Genomic DNA, 17,202 nt, shown 5'->3' with positions numbered 1-17,202 from the left:
TTCAGTTCAGGGCTCCGATCTCCAGGTCGGAGTTATGAGAGATAGTCACATGCAGACATGCGCATGTATTTAAGCTAATCTCATCGGTATGGACACCACCCGGAAGAACAGCCAGGACGACCACGGTCACGGCCTGCTGGGTCCGCGTGCGGAGATGGCCGCCGCCGTCGGATCCGGCATCACCTACACCGCCGGTATGGCGACGAAGTATCTGCTCGACACCCCGGGCTGGGTGCCGACCACACTGTTTCTGGCCACCTATGTGCTGGGTGGCTTCTTCACGATCCGTTCGGCGGTGCAGACCATCCGCCGCGGCCGCTTCGAGGTCGACTTCCTGATGCTGGTGGCCGCCGCCGGCGCGGCCGCGGTGGGCAAGTGGGCCGAGGGTTCGGTGCTGCTGTTCCTGTTCAGCCTCGGGCACGCGCTCGAGGAGTACGCGATGAGCCGCGCGCAGCGTTCCATCTCCGCCCTGGGTGAGCTGGCGCCGCGCACCGCGCTGGTACGCCGCGGCCCCGATCGGGTCGACCAGGTCGATATCGAGGAGTTGCGGGTCGGGGATACCGTTGTGGTGCTGCCGAATTCGCGGTTGAGCGCCGACGGGATCGTGGTCGCCGGGTTCAGCGCCATCGACGAATCGTCGGTGACGGGGGAGAGCATGCCGGTGGAGAAGCAGCCGGTGGCCGACGCGAGCGCCGCGCTCACGGCGCGCACTCCGGTGCCGGAGGCGCATCGGGTGTTCGCGGGCACGCTCAATGGTTCGGGTGCCCTCGAGGTGCTGGTGACCAGCCGTGCGGAGGATTCGACGCTGGCGCGGGTGATCGCCATGGTGCGTGACGCCGATACGCAGAAGTCGCCGACGCAGCGGTTCATCGACCGCTTCCAGCTGGTGTACGTGCCCGCGGTGATCGCGGGTGTGCTGGCGGTGATCGGATTCGGGGTGCTGGTGTTGTCGGAACCGTTCGCGGACAGCTTCTATCGCGGCATGGTGGTGCTGGTGGCGGCGAGCCCGTGTGCGCTGGCGATCGCGACGCCGAGTGCGGTGCTCGCGGGGGTGGCCCGCGCGGCGCAGGCGGGGGTGCTGGCCAAGGGCGGCGGCCCGCTGGAGTCGTTGGGCCGGGTCAAGTCGATCGCCTTCGACAAGACCGGGACGCTCACGTGGGGTCAGCCGCGCGTGACGGATGTGGTGGCGGTCCGGCCGGAGCTGCGGGAGTTGTTGGTTTCCACGGTGGTGGCGGTGGAGTCGTTCAGTGATCATCCGTTGGCGGCCGCGATCACCCGTGATCTGGCGCTCGAGGTGCCGGTCGGGGCGGAACTGGCTGCCACGGACGTGAACTCGGTGACCGGGCGGGGTGTGACGGCGGTGGTGGACGGGGTGTCGGTGGAGATCGGCAATCTGACCATGTTCACCGAGCTGGACCCCTACGGGGTGCCCGACGATGTCGCCGCGACGGTGGAGCACCTGCATCTGCTGGGCCGCACCACGATGATCGTGCGCCTGGGCGGCACGTACCTGGGTGTGATCGGGGTGATGGATACCCCGCGCGCGGAGGCCGGTCCGGTGATCGCGCAGCTGCGGACGCTGGGCATCACCGACATGGTGGTGATCTCCGGTGACAATCAGCGGGTGGCCGACGCGGTCGCGGACGGTCTGGGTTTGGATGGCGCGCACGGTGGTCTGCTGCCGGAGGACAAGGTGTCGATGATCGCGACGTTGAATGCGCGCGGCGGCACCGCGATGGTCGGTGACGGCGTCAACGATGCTCCGGCGATGGTGAATTCGTCGGTCGGTATCGCGATGGGTGCGAGTGGTTCGGCGGTGGCGTTGGAGACCGCGGATGTGGCGTTGATGACCGATGACATCGGGCGGTTGCCGTTCGCGGTGGCGTTGAGCCGCCGCAGTGCGGCGATCATCCGCCAGAACTTGATCGTCGCGCTGGTGATCGTGGCGGGTCTGGTCCCGGCGACGCTGATCGGGTTGCCGATCGGTCCGGCGGTGTTCATCCACGAGGGTTCGACGTTGCTGGTGGTGGCGAATGCGTTGCGGCTGCTGCGTTTCCGCCGGGGCGAAGAGCATGCGGGTATCGCGCACGAGGCGCGTCCGGCCTGATCGGGTGGTGCGCCGGGAGCTGTTCGGGGCTCCCGGCGTATTCGCAGCATCCGGGCGTGTGGTTCACAGCGGGCTCCCAGACCCGGTGCGCATGCTGAGGTTCGAATCCGGCGGGATCGCGCCGGATTGGGAGCGAACAGGATCAGCACATGTCGTCACATTCGAGGCTGCGGGCGGGGCGGGCCGCGACCGCGACGCTGCTGGCGGTGACCGCGGCGGGCACCCTGACCGCGACCGCCTTGGCTTACGCCGATTCGCACGGCAATTCGGCATCCGGTGGTGGTTCGACGCCGTCCGGGAGCGTGGATACGCCCGCGACGCCGGATGGGTCGGCGGCCGCGGCGACGTCGGCTCCGGCGGTGCGGTCGGGTTCGGGTCGGGTGCACGCGCGATCGAGTGGCTCATGATCGCGGCCGCGGCGCGGACAGCCGCTGTGGAGTGGCCGGTGTGGAGTACCTCGGCGCGGGTGGTGGTGACCGATGCGGCGGTGCTGGGTGCGGCGCGCGGGCTGGTGCGGGCGCATCTGGCCGCGGTGGATATGGCGTGCAGCCGGTTTCGGGCCGATTCGGAGGTGCGGGCGCTCGCCCGCAGCGCGGGGCAACCGGTCGGCGTCAGCGCTTTGCTGGCCGAGCATGTGCGGGCTGCGCTGATCGCGGCGCGTGAGACCGGCGGCGACGTCGATCCGACAGTCGGTGCGGCGATGAACGGGTTGGGTTATGACCGGGACTTCAGTCTGCTGCTCCCGGCGGCCTCGAACCGGCAGCCGCACAAGATGATCCAGGCCCATGCTGCCCACGACCACGCTTCGCAGGACCAGGTCGCCCATGGCCAGGCCGCGCAGGACCAGGCCGCCCATGGCCAGGCGGCCCAGGACAAGGCCGCCCGACGCGAGGCCGGCCAGAACGAGGCCGGCCAGAACGAGGCTGTCCGTCGCGAGGCGGACGAGCCGGACGTGTCGCGCGTGCGGGTGGTGGCTGCCGTGCGGGCGGATTGGACGGCGATCGCTCTGCACGATCAGGTGTTGACCGTGCCCGCAGGTGTGCTGCTGGATCTGGGTGCGACCGCGAAGGCGTTGGCCGCTGATCATTGTGCGGCGCTGGTCGCCGATCGTTTCGGTTGCGGTGTGCTGGTGAGCCTGGGCGGCGATATGGCCACCGCGGGTCCCGCTCCCGCTGACGGCTGGCAGGTGCTGGTGGAGGATCGGCCGGGTGAACCGCGTTCGCGGATCATGCTTCCCGAGGGTGCGGGGTTGGCGACGTCGAGCACGTTGCGTCGCCGCTGGTGGCGCGGCGGGAGCTTGGTGCATCACATCGTCGATCCGCGCACGGGTGTCGCGGCGGATCCGGCGTGGCGGACGGTGTCGGTGGCGGCCTCTTCGTGTCTGGCCGCGAATGTCGCCGCGACGGCGGCGATCGTGCGGGGTACGGACGCGGTGGCGGGTTTGCGGGGCAGCGGGCTGCCGGCGCGGCTGGTGCGTCGCGATGGCCGGGTGCTCGCCCTGGGTGGCTGGCCGGAGGGTGACTCGGGTGGTCGGCCGGAGCGTGAACTGTGATGGGGCAGGCCGGGTTCGACGAGGCGTTGTGGGCGTTCGGTCGCGGCTGCGGCGTGATGGCGCTGGTGTTGTTGACGGTGGCCGTGGTGGCGGGGATCGTCGCACGGTCGGGACGGGCGGTGGTGTTGCCGCGTACCGGGATGGCGGTGTTCCATCGGGGTGCGGCGTTGACGGCGACCGGGTTGGTCACCGTGCATGTGGTGAGCCTGCTGCTGGATCCGTGGGCACAGTTGCGACTGCTGGATGTGGTGGTGCCGTTCACCGGCGAGTATCGGCCGCTGTGGGTCGGTTTCGGAGCGGTGGCGGTGGATGTGCTGGCGGCGGTGACGGTTTCGGGGTTACTGCGCCGGCACATCGGCCCACACTTGTTCCGGGCGGTGCACTGGGCGACGTATGTGTTGTGGCCGGTGGCGGTGGTGCACGCGCTGGGTGCGGGCACCGACGCGTTTCGGCCGTGGCTGCTGGGGGTGCTGGTGGCGTGCACGGCCGCGGTGGTCGCGGCGGTGGGATGGCGGATGAGTCAGGGATTCAGCGAGATCCGTACCCCGCTGGTCGGGGTGCCGCGATGAAGGCCACGACGGTTGCGGGAGCGCTGCCCGCGACGGGGGCACGGCTGCTGGCGGCAGCGCGCGCGGATCTGTCGAGTCATGAGGCGATCCACGGCCGGTTGCGCACGGCCGCAACCGATGTCGCGGCCGGTGGCGGCGGGTCCGGTCGGCGTGCGAGCGACGGTCACAGGGCCGAGCACCGCTACGGTCTGTCCGAGTACCACCCCCTTGGATTGTTCGAGCACCCTCACGGTTTGATCGACGCGGTTGCGGCCGCTGGATTGCGCGGGCGGGGCGGGGGCCGGGTTCCTGGTCGCGCGCAAGCTGGCCGCGGTCGCTGCCGGGGGCCGCCCGATCGTGGTGGCCAATGGCGCGGAGGGGGAGCCCGACAGTCACAAGGACGCGGTACTGCTGTCGCGGGCACCGCATCTGGTGTTCGACGGCCTGGTCGCGGCCGCGGCGGCCGTGGGCAGCCGCGACTGCCGCTGCTATGTGCCCGAGGACTCGTTGGACACGCTGCGTCACGCGTTGGCCGAGCGGCGAGCCGCCGGATATCGGGAACCTGCGATCACCCTGGTCGCTGCGGTGGATACCTTTGTGGCGGGGGAGAAGTCGGCGGTGGTGAACGCATTGGCCGGACGCGCTCCCGTGCCCTCGGATCGGACGGTCAGTCTGTCCCACTCGGGGCTGGGCGGCCGCCCGACGCTGGTGCAGAATGTCGAGACGCTCGCGCAGATCGCGTTGATCGCCCGCTACGGCCCGCAGTGGTTTCGGGCCGTCGGTGCCCGTGAGGAGCCGGGCACGCGGCTGATCAGCCTGTCGGGCACCAGGATCGGCGGCGTGTTCGAAGTCCCGTCCGGGATCAGGTTGGCCGAGATTGTCGGCGGTCCCGGCGGCACCGACCCGGCTTCGGTAGCCGCGGTACTGGTCGGCGGCTGGCACGGCAGTTGGATTCCCAGGGCAGCGCTCGAGACGGCGGCCCTGTCCGGGGAAGGGCTGCGCGGCTGGGGTGCGAATCCCGGCGCGGGGGTCCTGCGGGTGCTGCCACACGGCCGGTGCGGGTTGCGGGTCACCGCCGAGATCACCACCTACCTGGCCGCCGCGGGCGCGGGGCAGTGCGGTCCGTGCCGCTTCGGGTTGCCCACGCTGGCCGCGCGATTCGCCGAACTTGTCGCCGGCCCGGGTGATCCCGGTGAGATTGCGCGGATTGCGGGACTGGTCGACGGGCGGGGCGCCTGCCATCATCCCGACGGTACCGCTCGGCTGGTGCGTTCGGCGCTGGCGGTGTTCGCCGGGGAGATCGAGCGGCATCGGCACGGCCGCTGCTGTGGCGATGTCCGGCTCAGGACGGGAGTCGCGTGATGGCCGAACCTGCGCGCCTGCACATCGATTGGACACGGTGTGAGGGTCGCGGCCTGTGCACCGAACTGCTGCCCGGGTTGCTGACCCGCGACGACTGGGGTTATCCGCTGACCACCGAGCATCGCGACACCGCCCTCACGCCTGCGGATCTGCCTGCCGCGCGGGACGCGGTGCGGTTGTGTCCGCGCCTGGCTTTACGGCTGCTGCCGCTGGCATGATCGGTGGGGTAGGTGTCGGGAAGGGGAGAGCATGGTGGCGAACGCGGGCCGAATCCAGCGGCTGCGCAGCCTGATCGAGCATCCGCGCACCGGGGCGGCCGAACGCGCGGCCGCGCAGCGCATGCTGGATCGGATACTGGTCACCGCCCGCCCCACGGTCGGTGATCGCAGCTACGGGGCGCGCCACGACCGGCCGGGACGGCACGCGAGCCTCTCGCGTATCGCCGAGATGATCCGTGAGGATCTCGCCCTGGCCCGGGTATTCGCCGAGGCCGCCGTGCCCGGAGAACTCGTCACCCGCAACGCTGTTCGCGACGCACCGGCACCGGTCGGCTACCGGGTGGACACGCCCTTCGACGCGGGGATCCGCATCGTGGTGGAGGGGGTGCCGCGTGCGTGGGGGTGGCCCGACGGGTACACCGAGTCCGAGGCGCTGCGGGAGCTGGTCGCCGAGGTCACCGACATCATGAACGCCTACAACCACGACGGCAGCGACATCGACCGCCGCTACCACGGCCACGTCGAGGTGCGCGCGACAGCCGAGTAGCTCGCGGCCACCGAATGGCGGTGCGGCACAGTCGGTTCGCCGCTCGGCGACAGGGTGATCGGTGCGTTGTCCGGAAACGGGCGATGCCCCCGCACCGAGGGTCCGGGGGCATCGATCATGCAGGGTCTAGCTCACGCGGTGACTACGCGCCGGTGAGGTCGAAGCGGTCGAGCTCCATGACCTTGGTCCAGGCGGCGACGAAGTCGTTGACGAACTTCGCCTTCGAGTCGTCCTCGGCGTACACCTCGGCGAGTGCGCGCAGCTGCGAGTTCGAGCCGATGGCCAGGTCGACGCGGGAGGCGGTCCACACGGTCTTGCCGGTGGCGCGGTCCTTGCCCTCGTAGGTGCCGTCCTCGGCGGTGGCCGGGCCCCACTTGGTGGACATGTCGAGCAGGTTGACGAAGAAGTCGGTGCTCAGCACGCCCGGCTTGTCGGTCAGCACACCCAGCTGCGAGCCGCCGTGGTTGGCGCCCAGCACACGCAGACCACCGAGCAGGACGGTCATTTCCGGCGCGGAGAGGGTCAGCAGGTTGGCCTTGTCGATGAGCAGGTACTCCGCGGGGATGCGGGTGCCCTTGCCGATCCAGTTACGGAAGCCGTCGGCGGCGGGCTCGAGCGCGGAGAAGGACTCCACGTCGGTCTGCTCCTGGGTGGCATCGGCGCGACCGGCCTGGAAGGGGACCTCGATGTCGAAACCGGCGGCCTTGGCGGCCTGCTCGACACCGGCGTTACCGGCCAGCACGACCACGTCGGCGAAGGAGACCGGCTTGCCGAACCCGGTCTGGATGCCTTCCAGCACCCGGATGACCTGGGCGAGCTCGTCGGGCTGGTTGACCTCCCACCCGGCCTGCGGCTGCAGGCGGATACGGCCACCGTTGACGCCACCGCGCATATCCGAGCCACGGTAGGAGGACGCGGCCGCCCACGCGGTCGAAACCAGCTGCGCGACAGTCAGACCCGACTCGACGATCTTGGCCTTGAGGGCCTTGGCGTCGGCGTCGGAGATCAGCGCGTGATCCACGGCCGGGATCGGGTCCTGCCACAGCAGGGTCTCGGCGGGCACCTCGGCACCGAGGTAACGGACCTTCGGGCCCATGTCACGGTGGGTGAGCTTGTACCAGGCCTTGGCGAAGGCCGCGGAAAGCTCCTCGGGGTGCTCGAGCCAGCGGCGGGTGATCTGCTCGTAGACCGGGTCGATACGCATCGACAGGTCGGTGGTGAGCATGGTCGGCAGCTTGGCCGGGCCGTCGAAGGCGTCGGGGATGATCGCCTCGGCGTTCTTGGCGACCCACTGGTGCGCACCGGCGGGGGACTTCGACAGCTCCCACTCGTAACCGTAGAGGGTCTCCAGGAACGAGTTGTCCCACTGGGTGGGGGTGGGGGTCCAGGTGACCTCGAGGCCGGAGGTGATGGCGTCCTTGCCGACGCCGGTGCCGTAGGTCGAGGCCCAGCCCAGGCCCTGCTCCTCGAGCGGGGCGGCTTCGGGCTCGGCACCGACATTGTCGGCCGGGCCGGCACCGTGGGTCTTGCCGAAGGTGTGGCCGCCGACGATCAGCGCGGCGGTCTCCTCGTCGTTCATGGCCATGCGCGCGAAGGTCTCGCGGATGTCGACCGCGGCCAGCTGCGGGTCCGGGTTGGCGTTGGGGCCTTCCGGGTTGACGTAGATCAGACCCATCTGGACCGCCGCGAGCGGGTTTTCGAGGTCGCGCTTGCCGGTGTAGCGGGCATCGCCGAGCCACTCGGTCTCCGGGCCCCAGTACACGTCCTCTTCGGGCTCCCACTGGTCCACGCGGCCACCGGCGAAGCCGAAGGTCTCGAAGCCCATGTCCTCGAGGGCGACGTTACCGGCGTAGACGATGAGGTCGGCCCACGAGAGCTGCTTGCCGTACTTCTTCTTCACCGGCCACAGCAGACGACGCGCCTTGTCGAGGGAGGCGTTGTCGGGCCAGGAGTTCAGCGGCGCGAAACGCTGCATACCGGCGCCGGCGCCACCGCGGCCGTCCTGCACCCGGTAGGTGCCGGCGGCATGCCAGGACATGCGGATGAAGAACGGGCCGTAGTGACCGAAGTCGGCGGGCCACCAGTCCTGCGAGGAGTGCATGACCTCGACAATGTCGGCCTTGACGGCCGCCAGATCCAGGTTCTTGAACTCGGCGCGGTAGTCGTAACCCGCATCCATGGGGTTGGCCACGGCCGGGTTCTTCTGCAGGATCTTCAGGTTGAGCTGGTTGGGCCACCACTGACGGTTGGCGCTACCACCCTCGGCCGGGTCGGTCTGTCGGCCGTGCGCGACGGGGCAGCCGCCGGTCTCGGCGGGTGCGTCGATGTGGGCTTCGGACACGGTGTGTCGTCCTTCCAGGTAGGTGATCGGGGCTGTCGATCACGAACTGTGATCGCTACTTCTGTTGTGTTGCTGCTGTTTTCGAGCATTCGGGGCACAGGCCCCAGTAGACGACCTCGGCTTCGTCGAGCGCGAAACCGTGGCTGTCGGACGCGGTCAGGCAGGGTGCGTCGCCCACGGCGCAGTCGACGTCGGCGATCTGACCGCACGACCGGCACACGACGTGGTGATGGTTGTCGCCGACGCGGGTCTCATACAGCGCGACGGACCCCATGGGCTGGATCCGCCGCAGCAAGCCGGCGGTGGTCAGGGCCCGCAGGACGTCGTAGACGGCCTGGTGCGAAACCCCGCTCAGGGTCTGGCGCACAAAGCCGAGAATCGAGTCGGTATCGGAGTGGGGATGCTCATGTACCGCAGTCAGCACCGCGAGCCGCGGTGCGGTCACACGCAAAGCGGCCCCGCGCAACATGCGCTCGAAATCCGTAGGCGTGGGCACGACCCACACTCTGCCCGTTTTTCTGGAATGAATCAAGTCTTGATCGCTCGGGTCGGAGACATTCCCGTCAGCCTCACGACGACGATCGCGCCCGGGTTCAACCCGCCCCCACTTTCTGGGGCACCGGGGACAGGGTCAGCGTGTTAACGCTTTGCCCGAAGATGCCCGGAACTGGGCGTTTCGGGCAACAGTACGGCGAAGGACGCTGTAGCGCAGGCGATTACGCAAAGTTGTGTGCACGCTGGCCCGTAACGGGGATTCACAGGGTTCGATGTGGAGCTTGCACACGAACGGTAGGCAGTACCGAACTTCGAGGGGATCTCATGCGGATCAAGTCCATGGCCGTCATCGCGTTCGCGGCGGGCGTCGCCATCTCCGTCAGCGGATGCGACCCGAACACCTCCGCCGGACCCGCCACCACGACCCCGGCCGCACCAACCACCCAACCGGGAGCCTCCAGCCCCGGAGGCATCGACCACGACGGACCCGGCGCGGGAGCACCCATCACCACCACCGCGGCCGGCGGCATCGACCATGACGGGCCCGGAGCCGGGGCACCGATCACCACCGTCGCCGGTGACGGCACACCCCCCAAATGCGTGACCGGTCAGATCATCCTGGACAAGGGACACGGGGGACCGGTCGGCGGGGACTGGTTCCTGCGCTTCATCAACAACAGCTCCAAAACCTGTGTCATCCAAGGCTTCCCAGGCGTCTCACAAACCAACGGAGCCACCGGCGACCCCGTCGGCGAACCCGCCCAACGCGACCAGGGCCCCGGAGCACCCACCCCCAGCCCCGTCACCCTCACCCCGGGTGCCGCCGCCCAGTTCGAATTCATCACCTACCCCAAACAGGTCAACGACTGCAACGCGCTACGCACCAACACCCTGCGCGTCTACCCGCCCGACAACACCGAATCCATGTGGCTGCCCTGGGACAGCCTCATCTGCCCCAGCCCGCAACGCATGCTCGTCGTCCGCGCCGTCACCCCGGCCTAGCAGTCCGCCAATCCCGGTCCGGGGGAGCGGACCCCCGAACCGGGAACGATCGACTAGTGCGCGAACGCGTCGTTCATCGGCGTCGCGTACTTGTCGTTCGCCGTCAACGCACCCAGACCCAACGCCGCCTCGATCGTGCGACCGGTGCTGTAGTGGTCATAGCGGGCATTACTGGTGATCGCCGCCGGAACCGTGCCCTGCGAACCCACCAACACCGTCGCCACATGATTGTCGGCCTCGCTGAGATCCTCATCCCAGGTGACGATCAACAGCGAACGCTGCTGAGTCCACGCCGGCGAGGACAGGATCGGATCGATCGTCTGCTGCAACCAGCCGTCCTGAACCTTGCGGCTCGCCGCATTACCGTTGCCCGCCGACTCACCGTCGTAATAGTCATCGGCACCGATCCACGAGAACGCGGGCGTGGTGGCCGTCGAAGCGAGATCGGTCGCCATCTGATCGGTATCGACCAGATGCGCCGCACAACGCGCCGCATTACCGGAGATGTTCGTGAAGTTGATGAACGGCGCGTCATCGGGCGCGTAGTACTGATCCTTGTTGTGCTCGGTCGCCGCGCTCGCATTGCACGGCGCACCCATGCCCTGCTCGTAGGCCTTCCAGCCCTTACCCGCCGCCTCGAGCTCATCACCGAGATTCTGGTTGGGGTCCTTGATATTCGGCCAATACGTCGCACCCACCGCGTACGTGTCGCCACCCGCGATCGCCATATAGTTCTCGTCGCTGGGGTGATACACCGCGTGATAGTTCGTCATCGACGCACCCTTGCCCAGCAACCCGTGGAAGTACGGCATATCGGTGGTGTCAGGCGCGATCGCCGAATAATCGGTGTTCTCCATCATGATCACGAACACGTGGTCGTAACCGGGCACCGTCGAGGCCGGGGGAGTCAACGCCGCCGCGGCCACCGGCGTCGACAACGTCAACGACAGATTGTCGAAATACCCCGCCTCATGCGCACTGTTGACGAACTTCACCTGCACCGCGATCGACCGCGTCCCCTTCGGCACCGCCGCCGAAGTCTTACGATCGAGAAAAGCGTTCTTGGACTTCCGATCCGAAGCACTGACCGTCGGCAGCGCACCACTACCCACCGACTGCCCCGAACCGTTGAGGAACGTCACCGCCACCTGCGCCTGCCCGGCATAGCTGCCCCAACCACCCAGCCACCCCTCGAGGTTGTAGGTGACCCCACCACCATCGATAGCGCTCGCCGCCGACGCCACATTCACCGTCTGAGCGATCGCCCCATCACCCTGATTACCCGGCGCGAAGAACGCCTTACCCGGTGTCGGACTCGAGGGATACGTGAACGACCCTGCCGACGAGCAGATCACATCCGGGCTCCCTGACGTGATGCTCCAGCCCGGCAGGGTAGTAGCGGCATTCCAGTCCGTCGTGCAGTACCCGGCCTCCGCATCCCCATTGACGATCAGATTGCCGCTACTCGTCTGCGCCTGCGCGGCAGGCGCGGCCATGACCGCACCCACCATCGCCACGATCCCGGCCAAAGCCGACCAAACCCGCATTTTCCGAAACTCCTCCCACCACAACGATGTTCGCCGTGGTTTGCAATGCAGGAGCTTTGTACCGACCCGACCTTTCCGAACCCCCAACACTGAACACCACACTCCGAACAGCGGAAGAACGGCTCACCCCGTTGTGCGAAACCTCTCCAGGTAGGCGACGGCGGACCACAGCCGGCTCGGGTCCTCAGCGAAATTCCCGAGCCCCGCATTGCATCCAGGACACAACAAGCCGCGGACCTCACCCGTCCGATGGTCGTGATCGACTGCGAGCGGCATCTTCTCCAGCGCCCGGCCGTCCTTCCGAGGCCGCCCGCCGACACGGGAAATATCGACCTCGGACTCGTGAACCCCGCAGATCGCGCACCGATAGTCCTGGCTGGTGCGCATCGAGTCGTACTGCTCCACTGTGATTCGGTACTTGGACCAGAGATTGGCGCGGCGTGCGATCTCGGGACCCTGCCGAGCCCTCCGCGCGCGTTGATAGCACGCCGAACACAACGGGGCACGTGGACCTGGCTGCGCCATCGCGGATCTGGGCTTCCACTCACCACAACCCTTGGATGGCGAACAACGAATGAGCTCGTCCGGGGTAGGGGAAGCAGTCGTCATAGCGAAAGGATGTCAGACGGCACCGACACGACTTCAACTTTACATAGTGTTGATTATCGGCGCGGTTACGAGATCGGAGTTGATCTTGAAAGGTGTTGTGTACCTGCGGTGTTCGCGCATACTGCGCTTGCTGCGGTGGCCGGTCGGCTCGGCTTCGCTCTTGGTGGCTGCCGCGTGAACACTCGCCGCCTGGATGGTGCCGCATCGGTCGAAATGAAATCTTTTGCCGGACTGGCTATTTGGTGGAAAATTTCCTGTTTCGGCCGGTTGGTCGGAATCGGTGATATCTGGCCCGATTCGGCCTCCGTGGCTTGCGCCCTACTCCCCTTGTCGCCGGGTTTCCCCACCCTAATACGTCACAGTGACGTATTAGGGTGGGGTGGCTGGAGGGTGGAAGTCGTTGGTGTCAGGGTTATTTGGGTGAATTCGGGGGTCAGGCGGAGGCCAGGGCGGCGTCTCGGCGGCGGAGGGCGTCGAGCCAGTCGATGATGGTGTGCAGGGCCAGGCCGAAATTGCCTACCTGGCAGTGGTTCTGGGCCTGTTCGTGGCGGGTGAAGACGCGGGTGGTGAGGGAATTGGTGGCGGTGAGGAGGGCCAGTTGGTCGAGGAGGACCTGGTTGGGGATGTAGTGGTCTTCGTTGCCGTGTAGGAGCAGGACGTCCTGGGTGACCTGGGCGGAGATGGAGGCGGTTTCGTACTCGCGGTAGGTCTGGAACATGGCGAAGGGGGTGGTGGTGGCGGTGGTGTGCTTGCCCTGTTCGATCGCCCATTCCAGCAGCAGGTTGCCGGTGGCGGCGCGGGTCATGAAGGCATCGACCGCGGTGGCGTCACCGGTGTCGAGCCACGACATCAGTTGGGTGCGCACCTCGTGCGGGAAGACGTGCAGGTTGATCTCCAGGAAGGAGGTCATGACGCCGTAGCTGATGCTGCGGCGGATGCGGGGTTCGTGGGCCGCGGCGCGCAGGACCAGGCCGCCGCCCATGGAGAAGCCCATCAGCGTGACGTCGTCGAGGTGGTAGAAGTCCAGGACGGCGGCGACGGGATGCTGCCAGTCGGCGCGGAACGGGATGTGGGCTTCCTCGAGGGTGGCGCCCTGGCCGGGGCCCTCGAACAGGACGACGTCGTACCCGGCGTCGCGCAAGGCGAATCCGGCCGCGAACCATTCCTCGATGTAGGAGTCGAAGCCGCCGAACACGACGATGGTGCCCAGCGGCGCCTCAGGGGTGAAACGGTAGGCCGACATCCAACTCTCGCCGAACGGGATGCGACTGTGGCTCTCGGGCGGCACCTCGTAGTGCGTGCGCACGGTGTCGAGGAAACGGGTGCGGGTGGGGAGTTTGCGGTCGTCGCCGGTGGGCAGGAAGAACTCCGCGATCCGGATGTAGGCGGCGCCCTGCAGGGATTTGCCCGCGGCCAGCGCCTTCTCGCCGAGGGCCAGGAAGATCTGCGCGAAGGTCGGGTAGTCGGCGACATCGGCGACGGCTTCGCGCATCTCGCTCAGCATGGCGGGGTCGCCGACCCAGCTGTAGAAGCGGTTCATCTGATAGTTGACGCTGGCATCCGGATGCAGGTCGTGATAGCCGATCGGGAGTGCGGCCAGGCGCCGGTCGAGTTCGTCGCGGGCGGGCATGGTCGGGAATTCACTTGTCACCGAGACAGTTTCGATGTCGGAGGCTCGCTGGATCAACGAGAATTCAACGGCCGCACCATAAGCGGCGCTTATCGATCGAGTATCGCCGTCGCCGGGTCCGCTCCCCCGACTCCGGGACACCCCACCCCGATGCGTCACAGTGACGTATCGGGGTGGGGTGGCTGGAGGGTGGAAGTTGTTGCCGTCAGCCCGATTTGGGTGATTTCACAGCCAGTTGGTGGTGGTCGACGTCGTAGTCGTCGTCGACGTCTCCGTGGTCGTCGTGGTGCCCGTGCATGTCGTGGTCACCGTGCCCGAGGCGGTCGTCGTACAGGTGCCGGTGAACGTCTCGGTCTTGGAATCGGTCGTCGTCTCCGTGGAGGTCTGACTCGCACTCCCGGTCGGAATGATCTGCCCCGCACCGGGAACCCCCGGAACGACAGGATCCACCGGACTCACCGGCACCACCGGCGCCAACGGAATCGGACTGTCGGCCACCGCGATCGGCGCGGCGCCCAGCAGCCCGGCGCAGGCCACGGCGGCGAGCACGACGACACGGACACCACTCACACCTGCGGGCAAGGCTTCCTCCTGGGATGGACGAGCTGCATCGGGTGAACCGGGCACCACGCTAACCGACAACCCTCACCGGATGGTGCCGACGCCCCCGATCAACGGCAGATCCAGCGCGGTGACCCAGCCCGCCGGCAGCGCGTTGACCGCCGCGACCGCGTTGAGCGCCCGCATCCCGGTCGCCAGACAGCCCGCCACCGCCGGCGTGCGGCCCGACCCGTCGGTGAACCGGAAGGAGGTTTCCTGCGCGATCGACGGGCTGCCGACGATATCGACCCGGTACACGTCATCCTTCGTCCCGGCCGGCCAGTCCGGGGCGGCGTCGAGACCGATCCGGTTGACATGCTCGAGCACGATCACCTCCCGGCCGCGATACACGCCGTTGATGGTGAAGCGGATCGCGGCGACCGTCCCCGCCTTGACGACACCCTTGGCGGTCGGCCGATCGTCCGGGGTGACCCACTTGTCCCAGGTGGTGGTGATGGTGTCGAGTTCGATCCCGGCGGCCTTGGCGATCATGGGAACCGTTGCACCCCACGCCATCACGAGCATGTCGGGGTGCTCGAGCAGGGCGGTGAACTCCGGCGGATGCCCGATGCCCATCTCGAATTCGTAATCGCCCTCGTAGTCGGTGTAGTCCAATAGTTCCGAGGCGCGCACCGAACGCACCTCACCACACAAACCCATCAACGTCATCGGGAACAGGTCGTTGGCGAAACCCGGATCGATACCGGTGGTGAAGCACGACGCTCCCCCGGCCTCACACGCCGCGGTGATCGGGTCACGCCAGAACGCGGGCACGGTATCCGGCCACACCCACGGCGTCATCGCGGTCGAACACACGTCGATCCCGGCACGCAGGAACGCACCGATCACCCGCATGTTCTCCTCGGCGAACGCAGCGGTCGGCCCGTAGTGCACGACCGCGTCGGGGCGGGTGGCGATCAACTCCTCGATCGAGTCGGTGGCCAGGATGCCGGTCGCGTCGGCACCGCACAGGTCCCCGGCGTCCTTGCCGACCTTGGCGGGATTGCTGACCCCGACCCCGACGAGTTCATACCCGGGGTGGCGCAGGATCTCGGCCAGCACCATGGAACCGACGACACCGGTCCCCCACAGCACGATCCGCTTCGTCACGATCTCTCCTGATGTCATCGGTGGAACTCCCCGCAATCGACGGTGAGCATCTGGCCGGTGACCGCGGTGGCGAGGTCGCTGGCCAAAAACAGGGTCGCGCGGGCGACCTCATCGGGTCCGGCGAGCCGGCCCAGATCCGTGGGTGCGGCCTTCTGCCGGTAGATGTCGTCATGGGTCACCCCGGCCTGGCTGGCCAGCCAATCGAAGTAGGCCTTGTTGATGTCCTCGTACACATACGACGGCGCGACCGAGTTGACCCGGATGCCGCGCGGCCCCAACTCGGTCGCCAGCGACGAAGCCAGATGTTGCAGTGTGCCTTTGGAGAGCTTGTAGCCGGAGTATTCCGGTTGCGAGCTGTAGGACACGCACGAATTGAGCATGATCACCGAGCCGCGGCTGGCTTCGAGAGCGTCGGCGAACAATGCCGAAAGCCGCAGCGGCGCGAACACATTGGTTTCATTCGCCACCCGCAACGCCTCCAGGTCGATCTGCGTGATCGGGTACATGGGCGGGATGGCGAAGGCATTGTTGATCAGGCAGTCCACGCGCCCGAGCTCGGCGACCGCACGCTGCGCGAGCGCGGCCCGGTCGGCTTCGACGGTGATGTCGGCGCGCACCACCAGGGCGGTGGTGCCGAGGGCGGCGATCTCGTCGGCATACTCCTGCAGCCGTTTCTCGGTGCGCCCGGCCAATACCAGGGTCGCGCCCATGCGGGCGGCCTCGATCGCGAGGGAATGGCCCAGGCCCGGACCGACGCCGGAGATGACGATGACCTTGCCCGCCAGCAGCGGTACCGGCGTGTACGTGTCGGCGGGGGTGGGATGGGATGCGGCTGACACGACTCCTCCTCGAGTCCTCAGCAGTTACAGAATGTAACGACTTTGATGTGACAGACTGTAACGACTCGAATTCACGGCGACAAGGACGGATTTCGTGACCACACGCCACCGGCTGGGCCCGCACCGCGACCCCGCGGTGGACACCGCGGTCCTCGACGCCGCCCGCGAACTCCTCGTCGAAATCGGGTACGCCGCCACCTCCATCGACGCCATCGCCGCCCGCGCCGGCGTCTCCCGCCCCGCCATCTACCGGCGCTGGCCCTCCAAAGCCCACCTCATCGCGCAAGCCGTCTTCCCCGACGTCGGCTCCGCGGTCGTGGCACCGGATCTGCTCGGCGAGGTCCGCAAGGTCATCCGCGGCACCATCCAACTCTTCGGCTCCGCCGAGACCCGCGCCGCCATGCCCGGCCTGATGGCCGAGATGCGCCAGGACTCCGGCCTCTACGAGAAACTGTCCGCCCGCCTCGACAGCCCCACCCGCGAGGAACTGCGCGACTACCTGCCCGGCGAGACCCGCCCCGGCCTCGACCCCGACACCGTGCTCGACACCATCGCCGGTGCCGCCCTCTTCGCCATGTGCATCCGCGATATCGACGACCTCGACGGCTTCGCCGCCTCGCTGGAAGACCTGCTGCTCTACGGCATCCTCGGACAACGCCCCACCGACTGAACCCCCAACCGACCTCGGATCCGCG

At 67.8% G+C, this 17,202-nt stretch carries 17 protein-coding genes; 9 read left to right on the top strand and 8 right to left on the bottom strand.

The window, feature by feature from the left end:
* Nucleotides 1-88: 88 nt before the first annotated feature.
* From ACFXHA_RS02700 to ACFXHA_RS02670, 7 genes are all read left to right on the top strand, one after another.
* Entirely contained in the window at nucleotides 89-2,107 is a 2,019-nt protein-coding gene (locus tag ACFXHA_RS02700) for a heavy metal translocating P-type ATPase (protein WP_379352274.1), read from the top strand.
* 149 nt (nucleotides 2,108-2,256) lie between these two features.
* The gene (locus ACFXHA_RS02695; protein ID WP_379352273.1) at nucleotides 2,257-2,514 is read left to right on the top strand and encodes a hypothetical protein; all 258 of its coding nucleotides are present in this window, start codon (nucleotides 2,257-2,259) and stop codon (nucleotides 2,512-2,514) included.
* A 38-nt stretch (nucleotides 2,515-2,552) separates the two neighbouring features.
* Nucleotides 2,553-3,659, top strand: coding sequence for an FAD:protein FMN transferase (locus ACFXHA_RS02690; RefSeq protein ID WP_379352272.1), 1,107 nt, complete (start codon nucleotides 2,553-2,555; stop codon nucleotides 3,657-3,659).
* The gene (locus tag ACFXHA_RS02685; RefSeq protein WP_379352271.1) at nucleotides 3,659-4,228 is read left to right on the top strand and encodes a ferric reductase-like transmembrane domain-containing protein; all 570 of its coding nucleotides are present in this window, start codon (nucleotides 3,659-3,661) and stop codon (nucleotides 4,226-4,228) included. The genes ACFXHA_RS02690 and ACFXHA_RS02685 overlap by 1 nt, the downstream gene beginning before the upstream one ends.
* Before the next feature lie 246 nt (nucleotides 4,229-4,474).
* Nucleotides 4,475-5,569, top strand: coding sequence for an NADH-ubiquinone oxidoreductase-F iron-sulfur binding region domain-containing protein (locus ACFXHA_RS02680; RefSeq protein ID WP_379352270.1), 1,095 nt, complete (start codon nucleotides 4,475-4,477; stop codon nucleotides 5,567-5,569).
* Complete coding sequence (locus tag ACFXHA_RS02675) at nucleotides 5,569-5,787, top strand: ferredoxin (RefSeq protein WP_379352269.1); 219 nt, start codon at nucleotides 5,569-5,571, stop codon at nucleotides 5,785-5,787. Before ACFXHA_RS02680 ends, ACFXHA_RS02675 begins: the two co-directional genes overlap by 1 nt.
* 31 nt (nucleotides 5,788-5,818) lie before the next feature.
* Nucleotides 5,819-6,334, top strand: coding sequence for a hypothetical protein (locus ACFXHA_RS02670; protein ID WP_379352268.1), 516 nt, complete (start codon nucleotides 5,819-5,821; stop codon nucleotides 6,332-6,334).
* Nucleotides 6,335-6,476: 142 nt separating this feature from the next.
* On the opposite strand, the gene katG is transcribed toward ACFXHA_RS02670, so the two are convergent.
* Both katG and ACFXHA_RS02660 read right to left on the bottom strand, forming a co-directional pair.
* Nucleotides 6,477-8,675, bottom strand: a complete 2,199-nt coding sequence (katG, locus tag ACFXHA_RS02665; RefSeq protein ID WP_379352267.1) for a catalase/peroxidase HPI — start codon at nucleotides 8,673-8,675, stop codon at nucleotides 6,477-6,479.
* A gap of 55 nt (nucleotides 8,676-8,730) precedes the next feature.
* A complete protein-coding gene (locus ACFXHA_RS02660; protein WP_379352266.1) occupies nucleotides 8,731-9,171 on the bottom strand; it encodes a Fur family transcriptional regulator in 441 nt (146 codons plus the stop codon).
* Nucleotides 9,172-9,494: 323 nt separating this feature from the next.
* Between ACFXHA_RS02660 and ACFXHA_RS02655 the strand changes: the two genes are divergently transcribed.
* A complete protein-coding gene (locus ACFXHA_RS02655; RefSeq protein WP_379352265.1) occupies nucleotides 9,495-10,172 on the top strand; it encodes a DUF4232 domain-containing protein in 678 nt (225 codons plus the stop codon).
* A 53-nt stretch (nucleotides 10,173-10,225) separates the two neighbouring features.
* On the opposite strand, the gene ACFXHA_RS02650 is transcribed toward ACFXHA_RS02655, so the two are convergent.
* The 6 genes from ACFXHA_RS02650 to ACFXHA_RS02625 all read right to left on the bottom strand — a co-directional run bounded on the left by ACFXHA_RS02650 (nucleotide 10,226) and on the right by ACFXHA_RS02625 (nucleotide 16,507).
* A complete protein-coding gene (locus ACFXHA_RS02650) occupies nucleotides 10,226-11,719 on the bottom strand; it encodes an alkaline phosphatase family protein (RefSeq protein WP_379352264.1) in 1,494 nt (497 codons plus the stop codon).
* Between the two features lie 123 nt (nucleotides 11,720-11,842).
* A complete protein-coding gene (locus ACFXHA_RS02645; protein WP_379352263.1) occupies nucleotides 11,843-12,244 on the bottom strand; it encodes an endonuclease VII domain-containing protein in 402 nt (133 codons plus the stop codon).
* A gap of 517 nt (nucleotides 12,245-12,761) precedes the next feature.
* The gene (locus ACFXHA_RS02640; protein ID WP_379352262.1) at nucleotides 12,762-13,979 is read right to left on the bottom strand and encodes an alpha/beta hydrolase; all 1,218 of its coding nucleotides are present in this window, start codon (nucleotides 13,977-13,979) and stop codon (nucleotides 12,762-12,764) included.
* A gap of 204 nt (nucleotides 13,980-14,183) precedes the next feature.
* Nucleotides 14,184-14,540, bottom strand: coding sequence for a hypothetical protein (locus ACFXHA_RS02635; protein WP_379352261.1), 357 nt, complete (start codon nucleotides 14,538-14,540; stop codon nucleotides 14,184-14,186).
* A 63-nt stretch (nucleotides 14,541-14,603) separates the two neighbouring features.
* Complete coding sequence (locus ACFXHA_RS02630; protein ID WP_379352260.1) at nucleotides 14,604-15,686, bottom strand: dihydrodipicolinate reductase; 1,083 nt, start codon at nucleotides 15,684-15,686, stop codon at nucleotides 14,604-14,606.
* A complete protein-coding gene (locus ACFXHA_RS02625; protein WP_379352259.1) occupies nucleotides 15,683-16,507 on the bottom strand; it encodes an SDR family oxidoreductase in 825 nt (274 codons plus the stop codon). Before ACFXHA_RS02625 ends, ACFXHA_RS02630 begins: the two co-directional genes overlap by 4 nt.
* 94 nt (nucleotides 16,508-16,601) lie before the next feature.
* On the opposite strand from ACFXHA_RS02625, the gene ACFXHA_RS02620 reads away from it, so the two are divergent.
* On the top strand, nucleotides 16,602-17,177 hold the full coding sequence (locus ACFXHA_RS02620; RefSeq protein ID WP_379352258.1) for a TetR/AcrR family transcriptional regulator: 576 nt from the start codon (nucleotides 16,602-16,604) through the stop codon (nucleotides 17,175-17,177).
* Nucleotides 17,178-17,202: the final 25 nt, after the last annotated feature.

The organism is Nocardia sp. NPDC059240 (genome assembly GCF_042753865.1).
In the GTDB taxonomy this organism is placed as follows: Bacteria; Actinomycetota; Actinomycetes; order Mycobacteriales; family Mycobacteriaceae; genus Nocardia.
The sequence above is the reverse complement of the archived record's forward strand: the minus strand, read 5'-3'. Positions and strand labels throughout refer to the sequence as shown.